This is a genomic window from Pseudomonas sp. F01002 (assembly GCF_004402115.1).
Lineage (GTDB): Bacteria > Pseudomonadota > Gammaproteobacteria > Pseudomonadales > Pseudomonadaceae > Aquipseudomonas > Aquipseudomonas frigoris.
Window position 1 is genome coordinate 315045 of the sequence record NZ_SOPU01000003.1, and the last position, 14070, is coordinate 329114.

Annotated in this window: 14 protein-coding genes; 5 read left to right on the forward strand and 9 right to left on the reverse strand. The window is 60.2% G+C overall.

The annotated features are described in order from the left end of the window. Positions 1-396 precede the first annotated feature (396 nt). From E3W21_RS01975 to E3W21_RS01985, 3 genes are read left to right on the forward strand one after another with little or no spacing between them, the layout of a single operon-like run. Complete coding sequence (locus E3W21_RS01975; RefSeq protein ID WP_134417497.1) at positions 397-1503, forward strand: GGDEF domain-containing protein; 1107 nt, start codon at positions 397-399, stop codon at positions 1501-1503. After that, entirely contained in the window at positions 1496-2431 is a 936-nt protein-coding gene (locus E3W21_RS01980) for an iron-sulfur-binding ferredoxin reductase (protein WP_134417499.1), read from the forward strand. Before E3W21_RS01975 ends, E3W21_RS01980 begins: the two co-directional genes overlap by 8 nt. A 28-nt stretch (positions 2432-2459) precedes the next feature. Beyond that, the gene (locus E3W21_RS01985; protein ID WP_134417501.1) at positions 2460-3209 is read left to right on the forward strand and encodes an enoyl-CoA hydratase-related protein; all 750 of its coding nucleotides are present in this window, start codon (positions 2460-2462) and stop codon (positions 3207-3209) included. A gap of 207 nt (positions 3210-3416) precedes the next feature. Here E3W21_RS01985 and pyk read toward each other — a convergent pair whose 3' ends face one another. Continuing rightward, a complete protein-coding gene (pyk, locus tag E3W21_RS01990) occupies positions 3417-4868 on the reverse strand; it encodes a pyruvate kinase (protein WP_046049690.1) in 1452 nt (483 codons plus the stop codon). A gap of 157 nt (positions 4869-5025) precedes the next feature. Between pyk and E3W21_RS01995 the strand changes: the two genes are divergently transcribed. Beyond that, a complete protein-coding gene (locus E3W21_RS01995) occupies positions 5026-5412 on the forward strand; it encodes a tol-pal system YbgF family protein (protein ID WP_134417503.1) in 387 nt (128 codons plus the stop codon). Between the two features lie 241 nt (positions 5413-5653). Next, a complete protein-coding gene (locus E3W21_RS02000) occupies positions 5654-6013 on the forward strand; it encodes a PilZ domain-containing protein (RefSeq protein ID WP_134417505.1) in 360 nt (119 codons plus the stop codon). 158 nt (positions 6014-6171) lie between these two features. Here E3W21_RS02000 and E3W21_RS02005 read toward each other — a convergent pair whose 3' ends face one another. From E3W21_RS02005 to E3W21_RS02040, 8 genes are all read right to left on the reverse strand, one after another. Beyond that, entirely contained in the window at positions 6172-6531 is a 360-nt protein-coding gene (locus tag E3W21_RS02005) for a DUF6124 family protein (protein WP_134417507.1), read from the reverse strand. Between the two features lie 263 nt (positions 6532-6794). Next, a complete protein-coding gene (locus tag E3W21_RS02010; protein ID WP_134417509.1) occupies positions 6795-7046 on the reverse strand; it encodes a hypothetical protein in 252 nt (83 codons plus the stop codon). A gap of 155 nt (positions 7047-7201) precedes the next feature. After that, the gene (locus tag E3W21_RS02015) at positions 7202-8533 is read right to left on the reverse strand and encodes a DUF58 domain-containing protein (RefSeq protein ID WP_134417511.1); all 1332 of its coding nucleotides are present in this window, start codon (positions 8531-8533) and stop codon (positions 7202-7204) included. 130 nt (positions 8534-8663) lie between these two features. Next, a complete protein-coding gene (locus E3W21_RS02020) occupies positions 8664-9665 on the reverse strand; it encodes a MoxR family ATPase (RefSeq protein WP_134417513.1) in 1002 nt (333 codons plus the stop codon). Further along, positions 9662-10825: a DUF4350 domain-containing protein gene (locus E3W21_RS02025; RefSeq protein WP_134417515.1), complete on the reverse strand. Its 1164-nt coding sequence runs from the start codon at positions 10823-10825 to the stop codon at positions 9662-9664. Before E3W21_RS02025 ends, E3W21_RS02020 begins: the two co-directional genes overlap by 4 nt. Next, the gene (locus E3W21_RS02030; RefSeq protein ID WP_134417516.1) at positions 10822-12366 is read right to left on the reverse strand and encodes a DUF4129 domain-containing protein; all 1545 of its coding nucleotides are present in this window, start codon (positions 12364-12366) and stop codon (positions 10822-10824) included. Before E3W21_RS02030 ends, E3W21_RS02025 begins: the two co-directional genes overlap by 4 nt. Next, positions 12353-13330, reverse strand: coding sequence for a stage II sporulation protein M (locus tag E3W21_RS02035; protein WP_129437887.1), 978 nt, complete (start codon positions 13328-13330; stop codon positions 12353-12355). The genes E3W21_RS02030 and E3W21_RS02035 overlap by 14 nt, the downstream gene beginning before the upstream one ends. Further along, positions 13327-14052, reverse strand: a complete 726-nt coding sequence (locus E3W21_RS02040; protein ID WP_134417518.1) for an RDD family protein — start codon at positions 14050-14052, stop codon at positions 13327-13329. The genes E3W21_RS02035 and E3W21_RS02040 overlap by 4 nt, the downstream gene beginning before the upstream one ends. Positions 14053-14070 lie beyond the last annotated feature (18 nt).

The window sequence follows — 14070 nt, forward strand, 5'->3', positions numbered from 1 at the left end:
TTGCAAGCACCTTTACAAGGCACGCCGGGGCTGCTGGCGCGACGCTAAAAAGGCGCGGCAGTATAACGCGCCTCGGTTCCGGGCACACCCGCCGGTAGTCAATCGTTGGTCGCATACGCAAGTCGGTCGTGTGAACCCGATCCCTGTAGGAGCTGTCGAGTGAAACGAGGCTGCGATCTTTTGACTTTGATTTTTAAAAACAAGATCAAAAGATCGCAGCCTCGTTTCACTCGACAGCTCCTACACAGCGTTTACAAGGGGAAGTCAGTCAGCGTTCTGACGCCAGTTTTCCGCCCTTAAAATTGAATGGTCATTTATCAGGCACGCTACTAAAGTGGCATTCGGTCTGTAGAGTAGGACACTCAAGCAGCCTCCCTTCGCACGGTGAGTCAACGATTGACCCATAACGCCATCCAGCGCTTGTTGCTCAAACGCTTTGCCCTCGCAGCCGGCACCTACGCCCTGGCTTTGTTGCTGTTGTGGCTGGCGTTTTTCACCGGTCATTACGATGAATCCCTGTACAACGTGGCCATCGGCAGTGCGCTGGTGGTCATCAGCCAGGCCGCGTTGTTTGCGGTGTTTTACAGCGGCTGCAACCTGCGTTTTTCCGACCCCAGCCTGACTGAAGCGCAAGTGTTGCTGGGGCTGGGTTGGCAAACCTGGTTGATCGCCCATCTGGACGAGGCACGCGGCGCGTTCCTGGTGTTCTATGTGCTGATTCTGCTGTTCGGGTTGTTTCATCTTTCGCGCTTTGCCTTCTTGCGGTGCGCGCTGTTGGTGTTCGTCAGTTTCAGCGCGATCACGCTGTGGGAGGGCTACCACTTCCAGTTACCCGACCCGGCACTGGCCGCATTGCAGGTGTGCGTGTTGCTCATCGTGTTGGTCTGGCTGGAACTTTATGCCCGTCACGTCCAGGCCTCCCGTCAACGCATGCGTCAGCGCCGATTTGCCTTGCAGGCGCATCAGGACACCCTGCGCGGGATGATGCGCCAGCTCGAAGACCTGGTGGCCACGGACGAACTGACCGGGCTGTTTAATCGCCGGCATTTCCTGCGCCTGGCCTCCCGTGAGCTGAAGGCCATGGACGCCGGTGTCATGCATGGCCTGGCGCTGATCGACCTCGACCATTTCAAACGGATCAACGATGTGCACGGCCATGCCGCCGGTGATCAGGTGCTGCAAGCCTTTGCCGCCGTGGCCACCGCCTGCTTGCGCGATGGCGATGTGCTGGCCCGTTACGGTGGCGAAGAATTCGTCGTGCTGTTGCCCGATTGCAACGCCGAGCGCTTGACCTCCTGTTGCGAGCGGCTGCGCATTGCGTTCACCGATGTAGAACTGATCGGACTCAACGTCGCCCATCTCAGCTTGTCGGCGGGCATGACGTTGCTCGAACTGGGCGACGATCTTGATGAAGCCTTGCAGCGCGCCGACCAGGCGCTTTATCGCGCCAAGCGTGACGGCCGCAATCGTTGCGCGGCCGCGTGGGAGAACGTCGATGCCTGAGTTACGGGTCGGCGAACGCCAATGGTCGGTGGCGGCGGGCAGCAACCTGCTCGATGCGTTGAATCAGAACGGCGTGTCTGTGCCCTACAGCTGTCGCGCCGGCAGTTGCCATGCCTGTCTGGTGCAATGTGTCCAAGGGCTGCCGAGTGACAGCCGCCCCGACGCCCTGAGCGCAGACCAGCGTCAGCAAGGCTGGCGCCTGGCGTGTCAGTGTCAGGTGGTCGAGGACTTGCAGGTGCACACCTTCGATCCTCAGCAAGACGGCCGCCCGGCCGAGGTGGCGGCTGTCGATTGGTTAAGCGCCAGCGTGTTGCGTTTGCGCCTGACCCCTCAAAGCCCTTTGCGCTACAGCGCCGGGCAGCATCTGGTGTTGTGGGCGGGCAACGTGGCGCGCCCGTATTCATTGGCCAGCCTGCCGGAAGAAGACCGTTTTCTGGAGTTCCACCTCGATTGTCGCCAGTCGGGGGAATTCAGCGACGCGGCCCGTCAGTTGAAAATCGGTGATTCGATCCGCCTCGGCGAGTTGCGCGGTGGGGCCTTGCATTACGACCTGGACTGGAACACCCGACCGCTTTGGCTGATGGCCGCCGGCACGGGTTTGGGGCCGTTGTTCGGTATCTTGCGTGAAGCGCTACGGCAAGATCACCAAGGTGCCATTCGTGTCATTCACCTGGCCCATGATGCCGAGGAACATTACCTGGCCAAACCCCTGCAAGCCATGGCAGCCAGCCACCCGAACCTGGGCATTGAGCTGTGGACAGCGGCCGAGTTGCCAGAGGCTTTGGCGCAACTGCGGCTTGTCTCCCGGCAAACCCTGGCCTTACTCTGCGGGGCCCCTGACAGCGTCGACGCCTTTGCCCGGCGCTTGTACCTGGCGGGATTGCCGCGCAATCAACTGCTGGCGGATGTCTTTGTCCTCCGTGGTTGAGCGCTGATTTTCAGACGCGAGACCGACCATGAGCGATGCCATCCAATTTGAACGTGAGCGCGGCCTGCTGATCCTGCGCCTCAACCGCCCCGACAAGAAAAACGCCCTGACCCGCGCCATGTACAGCCACTTGGCCGAAGCATTGAAACTGGCCGATACCGACCCTGAAATTAACGCCGTGCTGATCACTGGCAGCGCCGAGTGCTTCACCGCTGGTAACGACATCGCCGACTTCATCCAGCAACCACCTAGCAACCTCGACAGCCCGGTGTTTCAGTTCATGCTCACCCTGCTCGAATGCCGCAAACCGGTGATCGCCGCCGTGGCCGGTGCGGCGGTTGGCATTGGCACGACGATGCTGCTGCATTGCGATCTGGTGTACGTCAGCCGCGATGCGCGCCTTCGCATGCCGTTCGTGAATCTCGGTCTCTGCCCGGAGTTCGGTTCCAGCCTGATCCTGCCGCGACTGCTCGGGCAGGCCAAAGCGGCGGAATTGTTATTGCTGGGTGAAGGTTTCAGTGGTGAACAAGCCGCGCGGTGGGGCATTGCAACCGAAGCCTTGGACAGTGGCGAAGCGGCGTTGGCCAAGGCACGGGAGATGGCGTTGCGTTTCGAGTCGCTGCCACCGGAAGCGGTGCGTATCAGCAAGCAATTGATGAAAGCCCCGGACCGCGAACAACTGCGCAAGGCAATAGAAGAAGAGAGCGCACAGTTCACCCAACGGTTGCGCTCGCCGGAAGCGATTGCGGCGTTGACCGGGTTCATCAAACGCCACTGAATTCGCGTTGACCGGGCGGGCCTCATCGTCGGAACGCCGCCCGGAGCAAGCTCGCTCCCACATTGGATCTCTAGTGTTCGAAAATCCCCTGTGGGAGCGAGCTTGCTCGCGATGGCGTCAGCCCAGGCAACACATCTTCCGGACCGGAAAGCAAAAAAAGCCCCGCCATTCACATGGCGGGGCTTTTGTTTTTCAGCAACCGGTCAATCAGACCATCTTGTCGCCAACGTGCAGGATTTTCATCCCGTTGGTGCCGCCGATGGTGTGGTAGCTGTCGCCCTTGGTCAGGATGACCCAGTCGCCTTTTTCCACTACGCCGCGCTTGAGCAACTCGTCGATCGCGGCCTGGCTGACTTGCTCAGGCGGCAGCGATGCCGGGTCGAACGGTACGGTGTAGACACCGCGGAACATGGCCGCACGGGCCTGGGTTTCGCGGTGCGGGGAGAACGCGTAGATCGGTATCGAGGAACGGATGCGCGACATGATCAACGGCGTGTAGCCACTTTCGGTCAACGCGATGATCGCCTTCACGCCCGGGAAGTGGTTGGCGGTGTACATGGCCGCCAGGGCGATGCTCTGGTCGCAGCTTTCGAAGACCTTGCCGATGCGGTGGCTGGAGGTCTTGCTGGTCGGGTGCTTTTCAGCGCCGATGCAGATGCGCGCCATGGCTTGCACCGCTTCCAGCGGGTACAGGCCGGCAGCACTTTCAGCCGAGAGCATCACGGCGTCGGTGTAGTCGAGCACGGCGTTGGCCACGTCGGACACTTCGGCGCGGGTTGGCATCGGGTTCTGGATCATCGACTCCATCATCTGGGTCGCGACGATCACAGCCTTGTTGTGGCGGCGCGCGTGCAGAATGATTTTCTTCTGAATGCCCACCAGCTCGGCGTCGCCGATTTCCACACCCAGGTCACCACGAGCCACCATGACGGCGTCGGATGCATTGATCAGCGCGTCGAGGGTTTCGTCGTCGGCCACGGCTTCGGCGCGTTCGATCTTCGCCACCAGCCAGGCCGTACCGCCGGCTTCGTCGCGCAGTTGACGGGCGTATTCCATGTCGGCGGCGTCACGCGGGAAGGACACGGCGAGGTAATCGACTTGCATCTCTGCAGCAAGCTTGATGTCGGCCTTGTCTTTTTCAGTCAGGGCCGGTGCGGTCAGGCCGCCACCGCGACGGTTGATGCCTTTGTGGTCGGACAGCGGACCGCCGATCAGTACGGTGCAATTCAGCTCGGTGGCATTGGCGGTATCAACGCGCATGACCACGCGGCCGTCGTCGAGCAGCAGCTCGTCGCCCACGCCGCAGTCCTTGACCAGATCCGGGTAGTCGATGCCGACGATGGTCTGGGTGCCTTCGGTCAGAGGATGGCTGGTGGAGAAGGTGAATTGATCACCGATCTTCAGCTCGATCTTCTTGTTGGCGAATTTGGCGATACGGATTTTCGGGCCTTGCAGGTCACCCAGCAGGGCAACGAAGCGGCCGTGCTTGGCAGCGAGGTCACGCACCAGCTTCGCGCGAGCCTTGTGCTCGTCGGGGGTGCCGTGGGAGAAGTTCAGGCGGGCGACGTCCAGGCCAGCCAGAATCAGCTGTTCGAGAACTTCCGGCGAGTTACTGGCCGGGCCAAGGGTAGCGACGATTTTGGTGCGACGGACGGACATGCATAGACTCCTGAGTTCAAGCGCTGAGTGAGGCTACTATGGTCCGAAGTTGTAGTCATTGTTCGTTTGCACTACTTATTCGTTTATATCTTTAAACGAACAATCTTGAAGATTTCCGCCAACGGGTCGATACAGAGCTCAAGACAGGAGAACCCCCATGCGATTCGTGCTCATTGCCGCCCTTGCCATCAGTGCCCTCAGCGTCACGGGCTGCACCCGTTGGTCGATGAACCATCATCTGAATAACGCCTACAGCGCCTATGACCGTGGCAATTGCGAGCAGGTGACGCTCGAACTGTCCAAAGTCGAACGCGCCAGCAGAGCGCGGCCGTATGTGTGGCCGGAGGTGTCGATGTTGCGCGGCTTGTGCCTGGAACGGCAGAAACTGTTTGTCGATGCGGCGCAAACCTACCAGTTCATCATGGCCTCGTACCCGCAAAGTGAATACGCCTACCGCGCCCGCGCCCGTCTGGAAACCTTGCAGTCGCTGGGCCACTATCCGCTGCGCAGTACTGCTGCGGTCGTGCGCCCGACGCAGTTCTGATTGTCGTAGTTGTTCAAAGGCTGGCTCACCGGCGGTGGTGAGCTATAGTCGAATAGATCGGTTTAGAGCCTTGCCTCTGATCGACGCAACACCTGTGATCGGCAGGAGTAAGCGGCAGCAGCTTTATGGACTGTCGCACCGGGATCGGGGAGAGCGCGCCCATGCCTCTGCATAAAAGAAGCAGGCCCGTTCCGAAGCATTAGTGCGGCTCTGCTTAAGGGCCTTGCTGGGCCATTTGCGCATGTTTACTGACCGCCGGATCGAGCGGCATCAACTGCCGTATTTTCTAAGAGTGTTCAACAGCGTCACTGACAAACCCATCGGCTTTCTGGGCAACGTGTCCGAAGACGGGCTGATGCTGATCAGCCAGTTGCCGATGATGATCGGCGCCGATTTCGATTTGCGCCTGAAAATCCCCGCCAGCGATGGCTGCATGCAGGTCATTGATCTTCAGGCGTTTTGCCTGTGGTGCCATGAAGACACGACCCCTCACCACTATGACGCCGGGTTCAGCCTGCAACGGGCCCCGCCGGAATATGGGCAACTGATCAGCGCCTTGAAGCAGTACTTCAGTTTTCAGCCGTTGCCTGCCTCTGCCTGAAATCTACGCAATCTTGGCGATAGCCATCGCGAGCAAGCTCGCTCCCACAGGGGCTCGGTGTTGATCCACAAGATTTGTGCCCAGCAACGATCTCCTGTGGGAGCGAGCTTGCTCGCGATGACGTCAGCGCAAACAACAAAGAACCAACGGCTGAAATGCTACGTCGTCTTGATCGCCATCTCGTTCGCCAGCGACCTCTCCACCAGCATCAACCCCAACTCACTCATCCGATAAATCGCCATCGCCAGGTGACGCGGTCTGTCGTCCAGGCTTTCAGCCAGGTCGAGCAGCAGAATGCTGACCGTCGAAAAGGTCTCGTAGGTCTCGATGGTCAAGGCTTCGGGGTTGGCATCGGACACAACGGTGAACATTTTCATGGCGCGGTCCTTGGAAGAGCGAAGGGAGGTGATGTCGGATTTGAGGTAGTGGTCCAGCGCCTTGTCGGCGGCGGCGTGGAGCTTTTTAGGGTCAAGGGTGGCGTAGGGGAATTCGCATTTCTCGGGTGGAGGTTTGAACATCGGGTTAACTCCTTTGGATCGCTAATGGGTAGAGACAGGAGAACCTTAAGGTTGAATGGCCATCTTCAATAGTCAGCCAGGGCCGCTGCTAGTTGTAGGCAGAGGCGCTTGGTTTTGTAGTCGTTGTCGTTTGCTCGAATATTCGAGTAGGAAAAGAGCTGTCCAATGATGAACATTTGTCATGCCACCAAGCTATTCCTTCATCACCGAGCGCCCTACAATTTTGAGGAACTGTTGAGTGATATTTCGAGAGTTGAAAGTTTTTATCCCTCATCAGAGTGTGGTTTTTTCGGGGGCTGTACTTCTTTAAAGTCGGTGGATACAGAGATAAGCGCCAGAGAGATAAATTTTTGGTTTCGATCTAGCGTTTGGAGCGCCCCTCGGATGTTATTTGCGACTTCAGTAGCCCCTTGCTTCTCCACCCAATTGGTTAGTTCTTCTATTGCCGCACCCATTGCCAGCTGGTTCTGAGAGATCTGGGTTAGCACTGCAGTGAATAGATTTTTCTCATCCATGATTTATTCCTCGATGTAGAGCTAAACGCTTGTTGGTTATGACCGATGCTCAAAACTGTTATGGGAAAGAATTGACCACTGCATCGCGTCCTTAAGTAGTTCCAATATCACTTCCTATCGAGGTCGTGAAGCACTATTTTCTACGCTGGGTACCGTTACATCATTCCGGCTTTTTTCCAACCCAGATACCGCGTCACCAGCTCGGCCCCCAACTCTGAGGGTCGAGCATCCACCACTGGTACTCCATGTGCACTCAACCGCTCATGGAGCTCCGCCCGTTCATTCAAATAATCCACCGTCCCGCAATAGGCCAGCGCTTCCGAAAAGGTTTGCACCGGCGTGTGCCGCAGCGTGTCGAGCAAGTCTTCGCGCAGGCTCGCCACCAGCACCCGATGTTGTTTGTTCAGGCGTTTGACGGCGGTCAGCAGTTCTTCATCGTCTTCATCCCGCAAGTTAGTCACCACCACCACCAGCGCCCGACGTTTTTGCCGGGCGAGTAGTTGATTGGCGGCGGCTTGGTAGTCGGCAGGGCGTTGGGTGCTATTGAGGTCGTAGACGGTGTTGAGCAGAACCTTGAGTTGTTCAGTGCCTTTGACCGGGGCGAGGTAATGCGGTCGGTCGCTGGCGAAGGTGCTCAGGCCTACCGCATCGCCTTGGCGCAGGGCAACGTAACTGAGCAGCAGGCAGGCATTCAGTGCGTGATCGAAATGGGCGAGTTCGCCATCCTGGCTGCGCATGCGGCGGCCGCAGTCGAGCATGAAGATGATTTGCTGATCGCGTTCGTCCTGATACTCGCGGGCAATCGGCGTGCGCTGGCGGGCCGTAGCTTTCCAGTCGATTTGGCGCAGGCTGTCGCCTTCGCGGAATTCACGCAGTTGATGAAACTCCAGACCCAGACCGCGTCGCTGGCGTTGGCGCACGCCGAGTTGGCTGAGCCAGTTGTCGACTGCCAGCAGTTGGCCGCCGTATAGGCGGGCGAAGTCCGGGTAGACGCGGGTGTTGTCGACCACGTTGAGCAAGCGTTTGTCGGACCACAGCCCCAATGGGCTCGGCAGGCTGATTTCGCAGTGTTCGAAGGTGAAATGACCGCGCTTGAGCGGGCGCAGGCGATAGCCGACCTGGCTGTGCTGGCCGGGTTGCAATTCGACTGACAGGGGCAGGTTTTCGAAGCTCAGACCTTCCGGCACATGGTCGAAAATCTGTACGGTCAGTGGTTGTTCAAAATCATGCTCGATCTCCAGTCGCACTTCACCCCATCGACCGAGTGCAAGGCTACCGGGCATTTGTCGCTGGAGGCGGGGTGAGGGCAGGCGCTTGAGACGGACACCGTCGAGTACTGCCAAGGCCAGCAGCGCCAGCAGCAATCCCCAGTTGATCGCTTGCAGGCTGGATGGAATCGGGATGTCCAGCGCCCGCATTGCGCCCAGCACGATGCCGATGGCCAGCAGCAAGGCGAGCCAGATCAGCAGAAACCGGGACGGTTTCATGGCGTGACACCGTGTGGTCTGTTGAAAAGATCGCAGCCTTCGGCAGCTCCTACGTCGAACGCTGGCCCCCGTAGGAGCTGCCGAAGGCTGCGATCTTTTCTGGTGTCGACGCGAATATCGAGCACGGCGTTCACACTCTTGGCGCCGGCACTTGATCGAGCAGTTGCTTGAGCACTTGATCGACGTCCAGCCCTTCGATGTCCAGCTCCGGCGCAATCCGCACACGGTGACGCAACACCGCGAGGGCGCAGCCTTTGATGTCATCCGGAATCACAAACTCGCCGCCACGCAACAACGCTCGCGCCCGAGCGCAACGCACCAGGGCAATGGAGGCCCGTGGCCCGGCACCGAGGATCAGGCCCGGCCAGTTGCGGGTGGTGCGGGCCAGTCGCACGGCGTAATCGAGGACCTGATCGTCCAGCGGCAGATCGCTGGCGATGCGTTGCAAGGCCAGTACATCCTTGGCTTGCAACACCGTGCGCAGCGGTTGCACGTCGAGCATGTCGGCGCGGGTCGAGCGGCTGACCTGGCGGACCATGTTCAATTCTTGCTCGGCGTCGGGGTAGTCCATGCGCACCTTGAGCATGAAGCGATCAAGCTCGGCTTCCGGCAGTGGGTAAGTGCCTTCCTGTTCGATTGGGTTTTGCGTGGCGAGCACCATGAACGGTTGCACGATGGGCAGAGCGCGGCCTTCGAGGGTGACTTGTCGTTCCTGCATGGCTTCGAGCAGTGCGGCCTGGGTTTTCGCCGGGGCGCGGTTGATCTCGTCGGCCAGCAAAAGGTTGGTGAAGAGCGGGCCCTTGCGCAGTTTGAATTGCTCGGTCTGCATGTCGTACACCGCGTGCCCGGTGACGTCGCTGGGCATCAGGTCCGGGGTGAACTGGATACGTGCGAACTCGCCGCCGAAGCAGCGGGCGAGGGCGCGCACCAACAGTGTCTTGCCCAGACCCGGCACGCCTTCGAGCAGTACGTGGCCACCGGCGATCAGCGCGGTGAGGACGTCCTCGATCACGGTGTTTTGGCCGATCACGGCTTTTTGCAGTTCAGTTCTTACTGCTTGGGCCAACTGGCTGGCGCGCTGGCGTTGCTGCGTGGCGTGGCTCAGTGCGCCGGGCTCGATCTGTTCACTCATATGGCGTTCCTCAAGGTTTGCAGGTGGGCGACTTGGCGACTGAATTCAGCGCTGGACAGCCGCTGCTTCGGTCGCGGGCTCATGGCCTGGCTGATAGCGCGTGTGGGTTGGCCGGTCAGGCGTGCGAGCACCAGCCATTGTTCGGCAACGCCGAGTTGTTCAAAACCGGGATGACGGCGCCGCACACGACGCAAGATGTCGTGCTGCAAGGCTTGCAGCAGGTACTGCTGACCGTTGCGGCGCAACATGAAATCGGCGCTGGCGCGCAGGTGTTCCTGAAGTTGGCGGCGGGCCCTTGGGGACGGTTCCAGCAGCGGACCCTGGCGCACGCCGACGTGCCAGAAGCCAAGACCGATCAGGGCGATGAGGGCGACCAACGCCTGAGGGAAATTACGCAGGAGCAAGGTCAGCAGACTGTCGTGATCGGTGTTGAACAGCAGGGTCACGTTCGTGTCCGCGGTCAGGTACCAGAGCAGCCAGGCGTTGTCGTACTGGTCGATGGCCGGGGTTTTCCACAGGTCGGCGTCGGTGACCACGGTGATCGAACCGAGCCCGTGATTGAGCTGCATCATGTGCGTGGCCTTGCCGCTGTTGGCCCAGGCCTGGGCGAGGTTTTTCGGGTCTTCGAGATGGAATGCGGTATCAAAACCTGCGTAGGCCGGCGCGTTTTCGTCTTCCAGATACAGCTTGGTCAGCTTGGGGTAAGGATCGTCGTCGATAGCGGGCGGCGGGTCCTTGAGGTCTTTGCTCAGCGACTGGTGCAGCTGCACCCGGTCGAGCAACAGGTCATTGCTTTGGCCAGTCTTTTCATCCCGCAGCGACTGGGCAACAAACAAAAGACGCCCGCCGGCCCGGGTCCAGTTCAACAGCTGATCGATCTGGCGCGGGGTCATGTTGTAACGGTCCCCGAGCAATAACAGACTGTGCTGGTGCGGCTCCAGGGTGGGCAGAATGTCGAGGCTGTTGGCGTGGCTCACCGACAGGCCCTGTTTGCGCAGGAAATGCTCGGCGGCGAGATAGGGATTGGCCTGGGCTTCGGGCGAGGGGCCGTGATCGATGTCTGCTTGATAGGGCGTCGCCTTGACGTATAGATAAACACTCAGCGCGATCACTAGCACGGCAATGAACACGCCGACCGCCAGCCAGCGTTGCCGGTTCAACGCAACGCTCCCGGGCCGAACAGGGCTCGCCAGCCGTCACAGAGTTCCTGTTGCAAATGCGCGGGAGGCAGGCGATGCCCGTAGGCCATGTTCTGCCAGTGCCCGGTCAGGTTTTTACTGAAGGCCAGCAAGGCAGGTTGTTGCAGGTATTCGATGCGCTCCAGGATCTGGCCTTCGGTGTCGGCGGGTTTCAGCGCCATGTTGAAGTCGTGCAGCAAGTGGCTGAGCAGCCCGCGATAGAGCAATCCGAGGGCCTCGCGAGGGTGGGTTTGCCAGAGGCGTTCGGCGCTGGCGGCGATGTCGGCGGGCAGGGTTTCGCGGTTGAGGTCCAGGCCGAAAGCCTGTTGCGGTAACGGCCGCGTGACCTTGCTGTTCAAGGCCGGTCGACGGCTGACGAAGGCTTGCAACCCGTCACGGTAATGCCAGATCAATAAACCAATGGCACCGATCACGACACCCCACAACACAACTTCAATCAGCGTGGCCGCTGCGCCGAAGCGTTGGTTGTCCAGAAGCTTGAGCAGCGCCTCCAGCCATTCGGGGGCGTTGTCGTCGTCCGCCGTGTCGGCGGCTGGTTTGTCCTCGCCAAACCGATAGCGCGTGACCGATTCCTTGTTCTTGAACGGAGGCTGATCGAGGATCGCCTTGATGCTGTCCCGGGACGCCCGACTGGTCAGCGGCTGGTCCAGCAGGCGTGGGCTGTCGGGTGAAATGACTGGCTCGGCGGCCCACACGGTTTGCGCTGTCGGCATCAACAGGAACGCCGCCAGCAGCAGGGGGACGGCGGCGCTGGTCAAGCGTTGGCGCATGCGGCGGAACACCAGCTCGATATCCCAGGCCTCCAGCACCGTGCGCCGATTCAGATAAAGGCTGAAGCCGCAGGCGACATAAACCGGTTCCCAGACAATGAGCACCAGTGCGTAAAAGGCATTGGTCAGGTGTTCCAGCCAACGCCAGTCCTGTGTGGCGGCGGTGATCAAGGTCTGCCAGCTCCAGTCGAGTTCGACCTGTTGCGGCAAGAACATATAGAACAGCACCATCAGGCCGATCCATAACGCGCTTTCCAGGTGTACGCCGATGATGGTCAGCCACCGCGCAGCACCGGCGTTGCGCTGTAATAGCACCTGCAAGCGCTGTTGTCGCGCTTGCCCACTCAGCCCTTCGAGTTGCACCACCGGCATCAGGAAACTGCGACTCAGGCTCAGGCGCCGCCAGGTCAGACTCACCAGCAGTTGCGGTTGGAGCAGCCGCGGAAATTGGCGCAGCGCTTGCTTCAGCGTGGGCGTTTCGCCGAACATGGCTTTGGACAGTATGTACAGCGGCAGGCGGTCGAACGCCGGTTTCAGCCACCAGAAAATGAACACGGCGAGGGAGGGCGAATCCCACAGCACCCAACTGAGCAGGGCGAAAATCGGCAAGGTCACGATGGCCCAACTGGTCATCAGCAGACGCCGGTGTCGCTGGCTCAGCAGGACGCCCAGGTCCATGGCTTCCCAGGTGGTGCGCGGGCGGATGACAACCGTGGCGTCACTCAGGCGCATGGCGGGTCCGTCCGGCAAACAGCAGATAAACCGCCACCAACAACCAGAGGGCTGCACCGACCAGGTATTTGGTCATTGGCGCGACGCCGATCGTGGACGACCAGTAAGCTTCGATAAACGCCGCAATCAGCAGAAACAGCATGACCCCGCAAATCAGCAGCACGCTCTTTCGCGCCGCCAATCGCAGGGCTTCGGAGCGGGGCAGGCGCCCCGGCGCGATCAATGCCCAACCCAGTTGCAGGCCGGCGGCACCGGCCAGGGCGATAGCACTCAGTTCGAAGGCGCCGTGGCCAACCACGAATGACCAGAAGGTTTGCCCGTAGCCGATGTGTGTCAGGTGCCCGGCCACCGCGCCGATCATCAAACCGTTGAAGAACAGGAAAAACGCGCTGCCCAGGCCAAACAGCAAACCGCTGGCGAAGGTCTGAAAGGCGATGCCGATGTTGTGCATGATGTAGTAACCGAACATCACCCAGTCTTCACTGGCTGCCCGTTCGGCAGAGCGGCCCAAATGACCGGCGACGGGGTCGTACATGCCTTGCATCTCGCTGACCTGCTCGGCCGGGATCAGGTTGTAGACCAGGTCGGGGAACAGATACACCAGCAGTGCGATGCCGATCAGGCTGCCAAAAAACATCAGGCCGGCGGCGAGCACGAAGCGCCACTGTTCGCGCACCAGTCGCGGGAAGTCAGCCAGGATGAAGCTCAGCACGTTGGCACCCAATCGACTGCGGTGGCGATAAAGCTGTTGATGTCCGCGCAGGACCTGTTGCTGCAATGAGTCGATCAGAAAACTGCTGTAACCACGTTCCTGGGCCAGCGCCAGGTGTTGGCAGAGACGACGATAATCGCTTGGAAAACGGGCGACTCGTTCGGCTTCCTTGCCTTGCTCCAGCTGTTCAAGCACGAGGGTAAATTGCTCCCATTCGGCCTTGTGGCGAGTTTCGAAAAGGCTTTGCTTCATGTCGGGCCCAACAAGCCGCGGGCGATGCCATTGAGTTCGTCCACGGCCCCTGGCGCCGACACCTGCAACGGTTGCGCGAGTATGGCCGCCAGCTCTTTGACCCGTGCTTCAGATAGTTCACCCTGACGCTCGGCAAACCCGAGGATGGCGCGTTGTTCGGTCAGCGTCAGCGCAAAGGCCGGGCGCCGGGGCTGGATGTCAGGCAGTTGCGGTCGGGCAAGCGGTTGTTCGCGGTAGATCACCAGCGTGCCGGCAGCCAGATCGCCGAGGCGCTTGAAGGTAGGATGTTGCAGGCAACTGATGGCCCCGAGGAAATAGCCGAACGGCAGCATGTCGACAAATCGCAGCAGGTTGCGCAGCAGCGAAGCAGACCAGCCGATCGGCGTGCCATCGTCCTGTACCACTCGCAGGCCCATCCACTGCTTGCCGGGCGAACGCCCCTGATTGAGCACTTCGAACAGCACCATGTACCACCAGCTCACCACGAACAACAGAATCGAGCCGAGCCCTGCGCCGAGTTTTCCGAGGAACGCCAGGACAATGAACAGCAGGCCGACGATCAACCCGCGCAGCCCGAGATCGATGGAGAACGCCAGCGCACGAACCATCAACCCGGCCGGGCGCAGTGGCAGGTCGATGCCTTCCGGCGTTTCGACTTGATACCGCGTATCCAGTGGCGCGGACAGCGTCGCTTTCCCTGGCAGTGCTGTGGTCTCGAGCATGGGCAACCTTGATGTGGC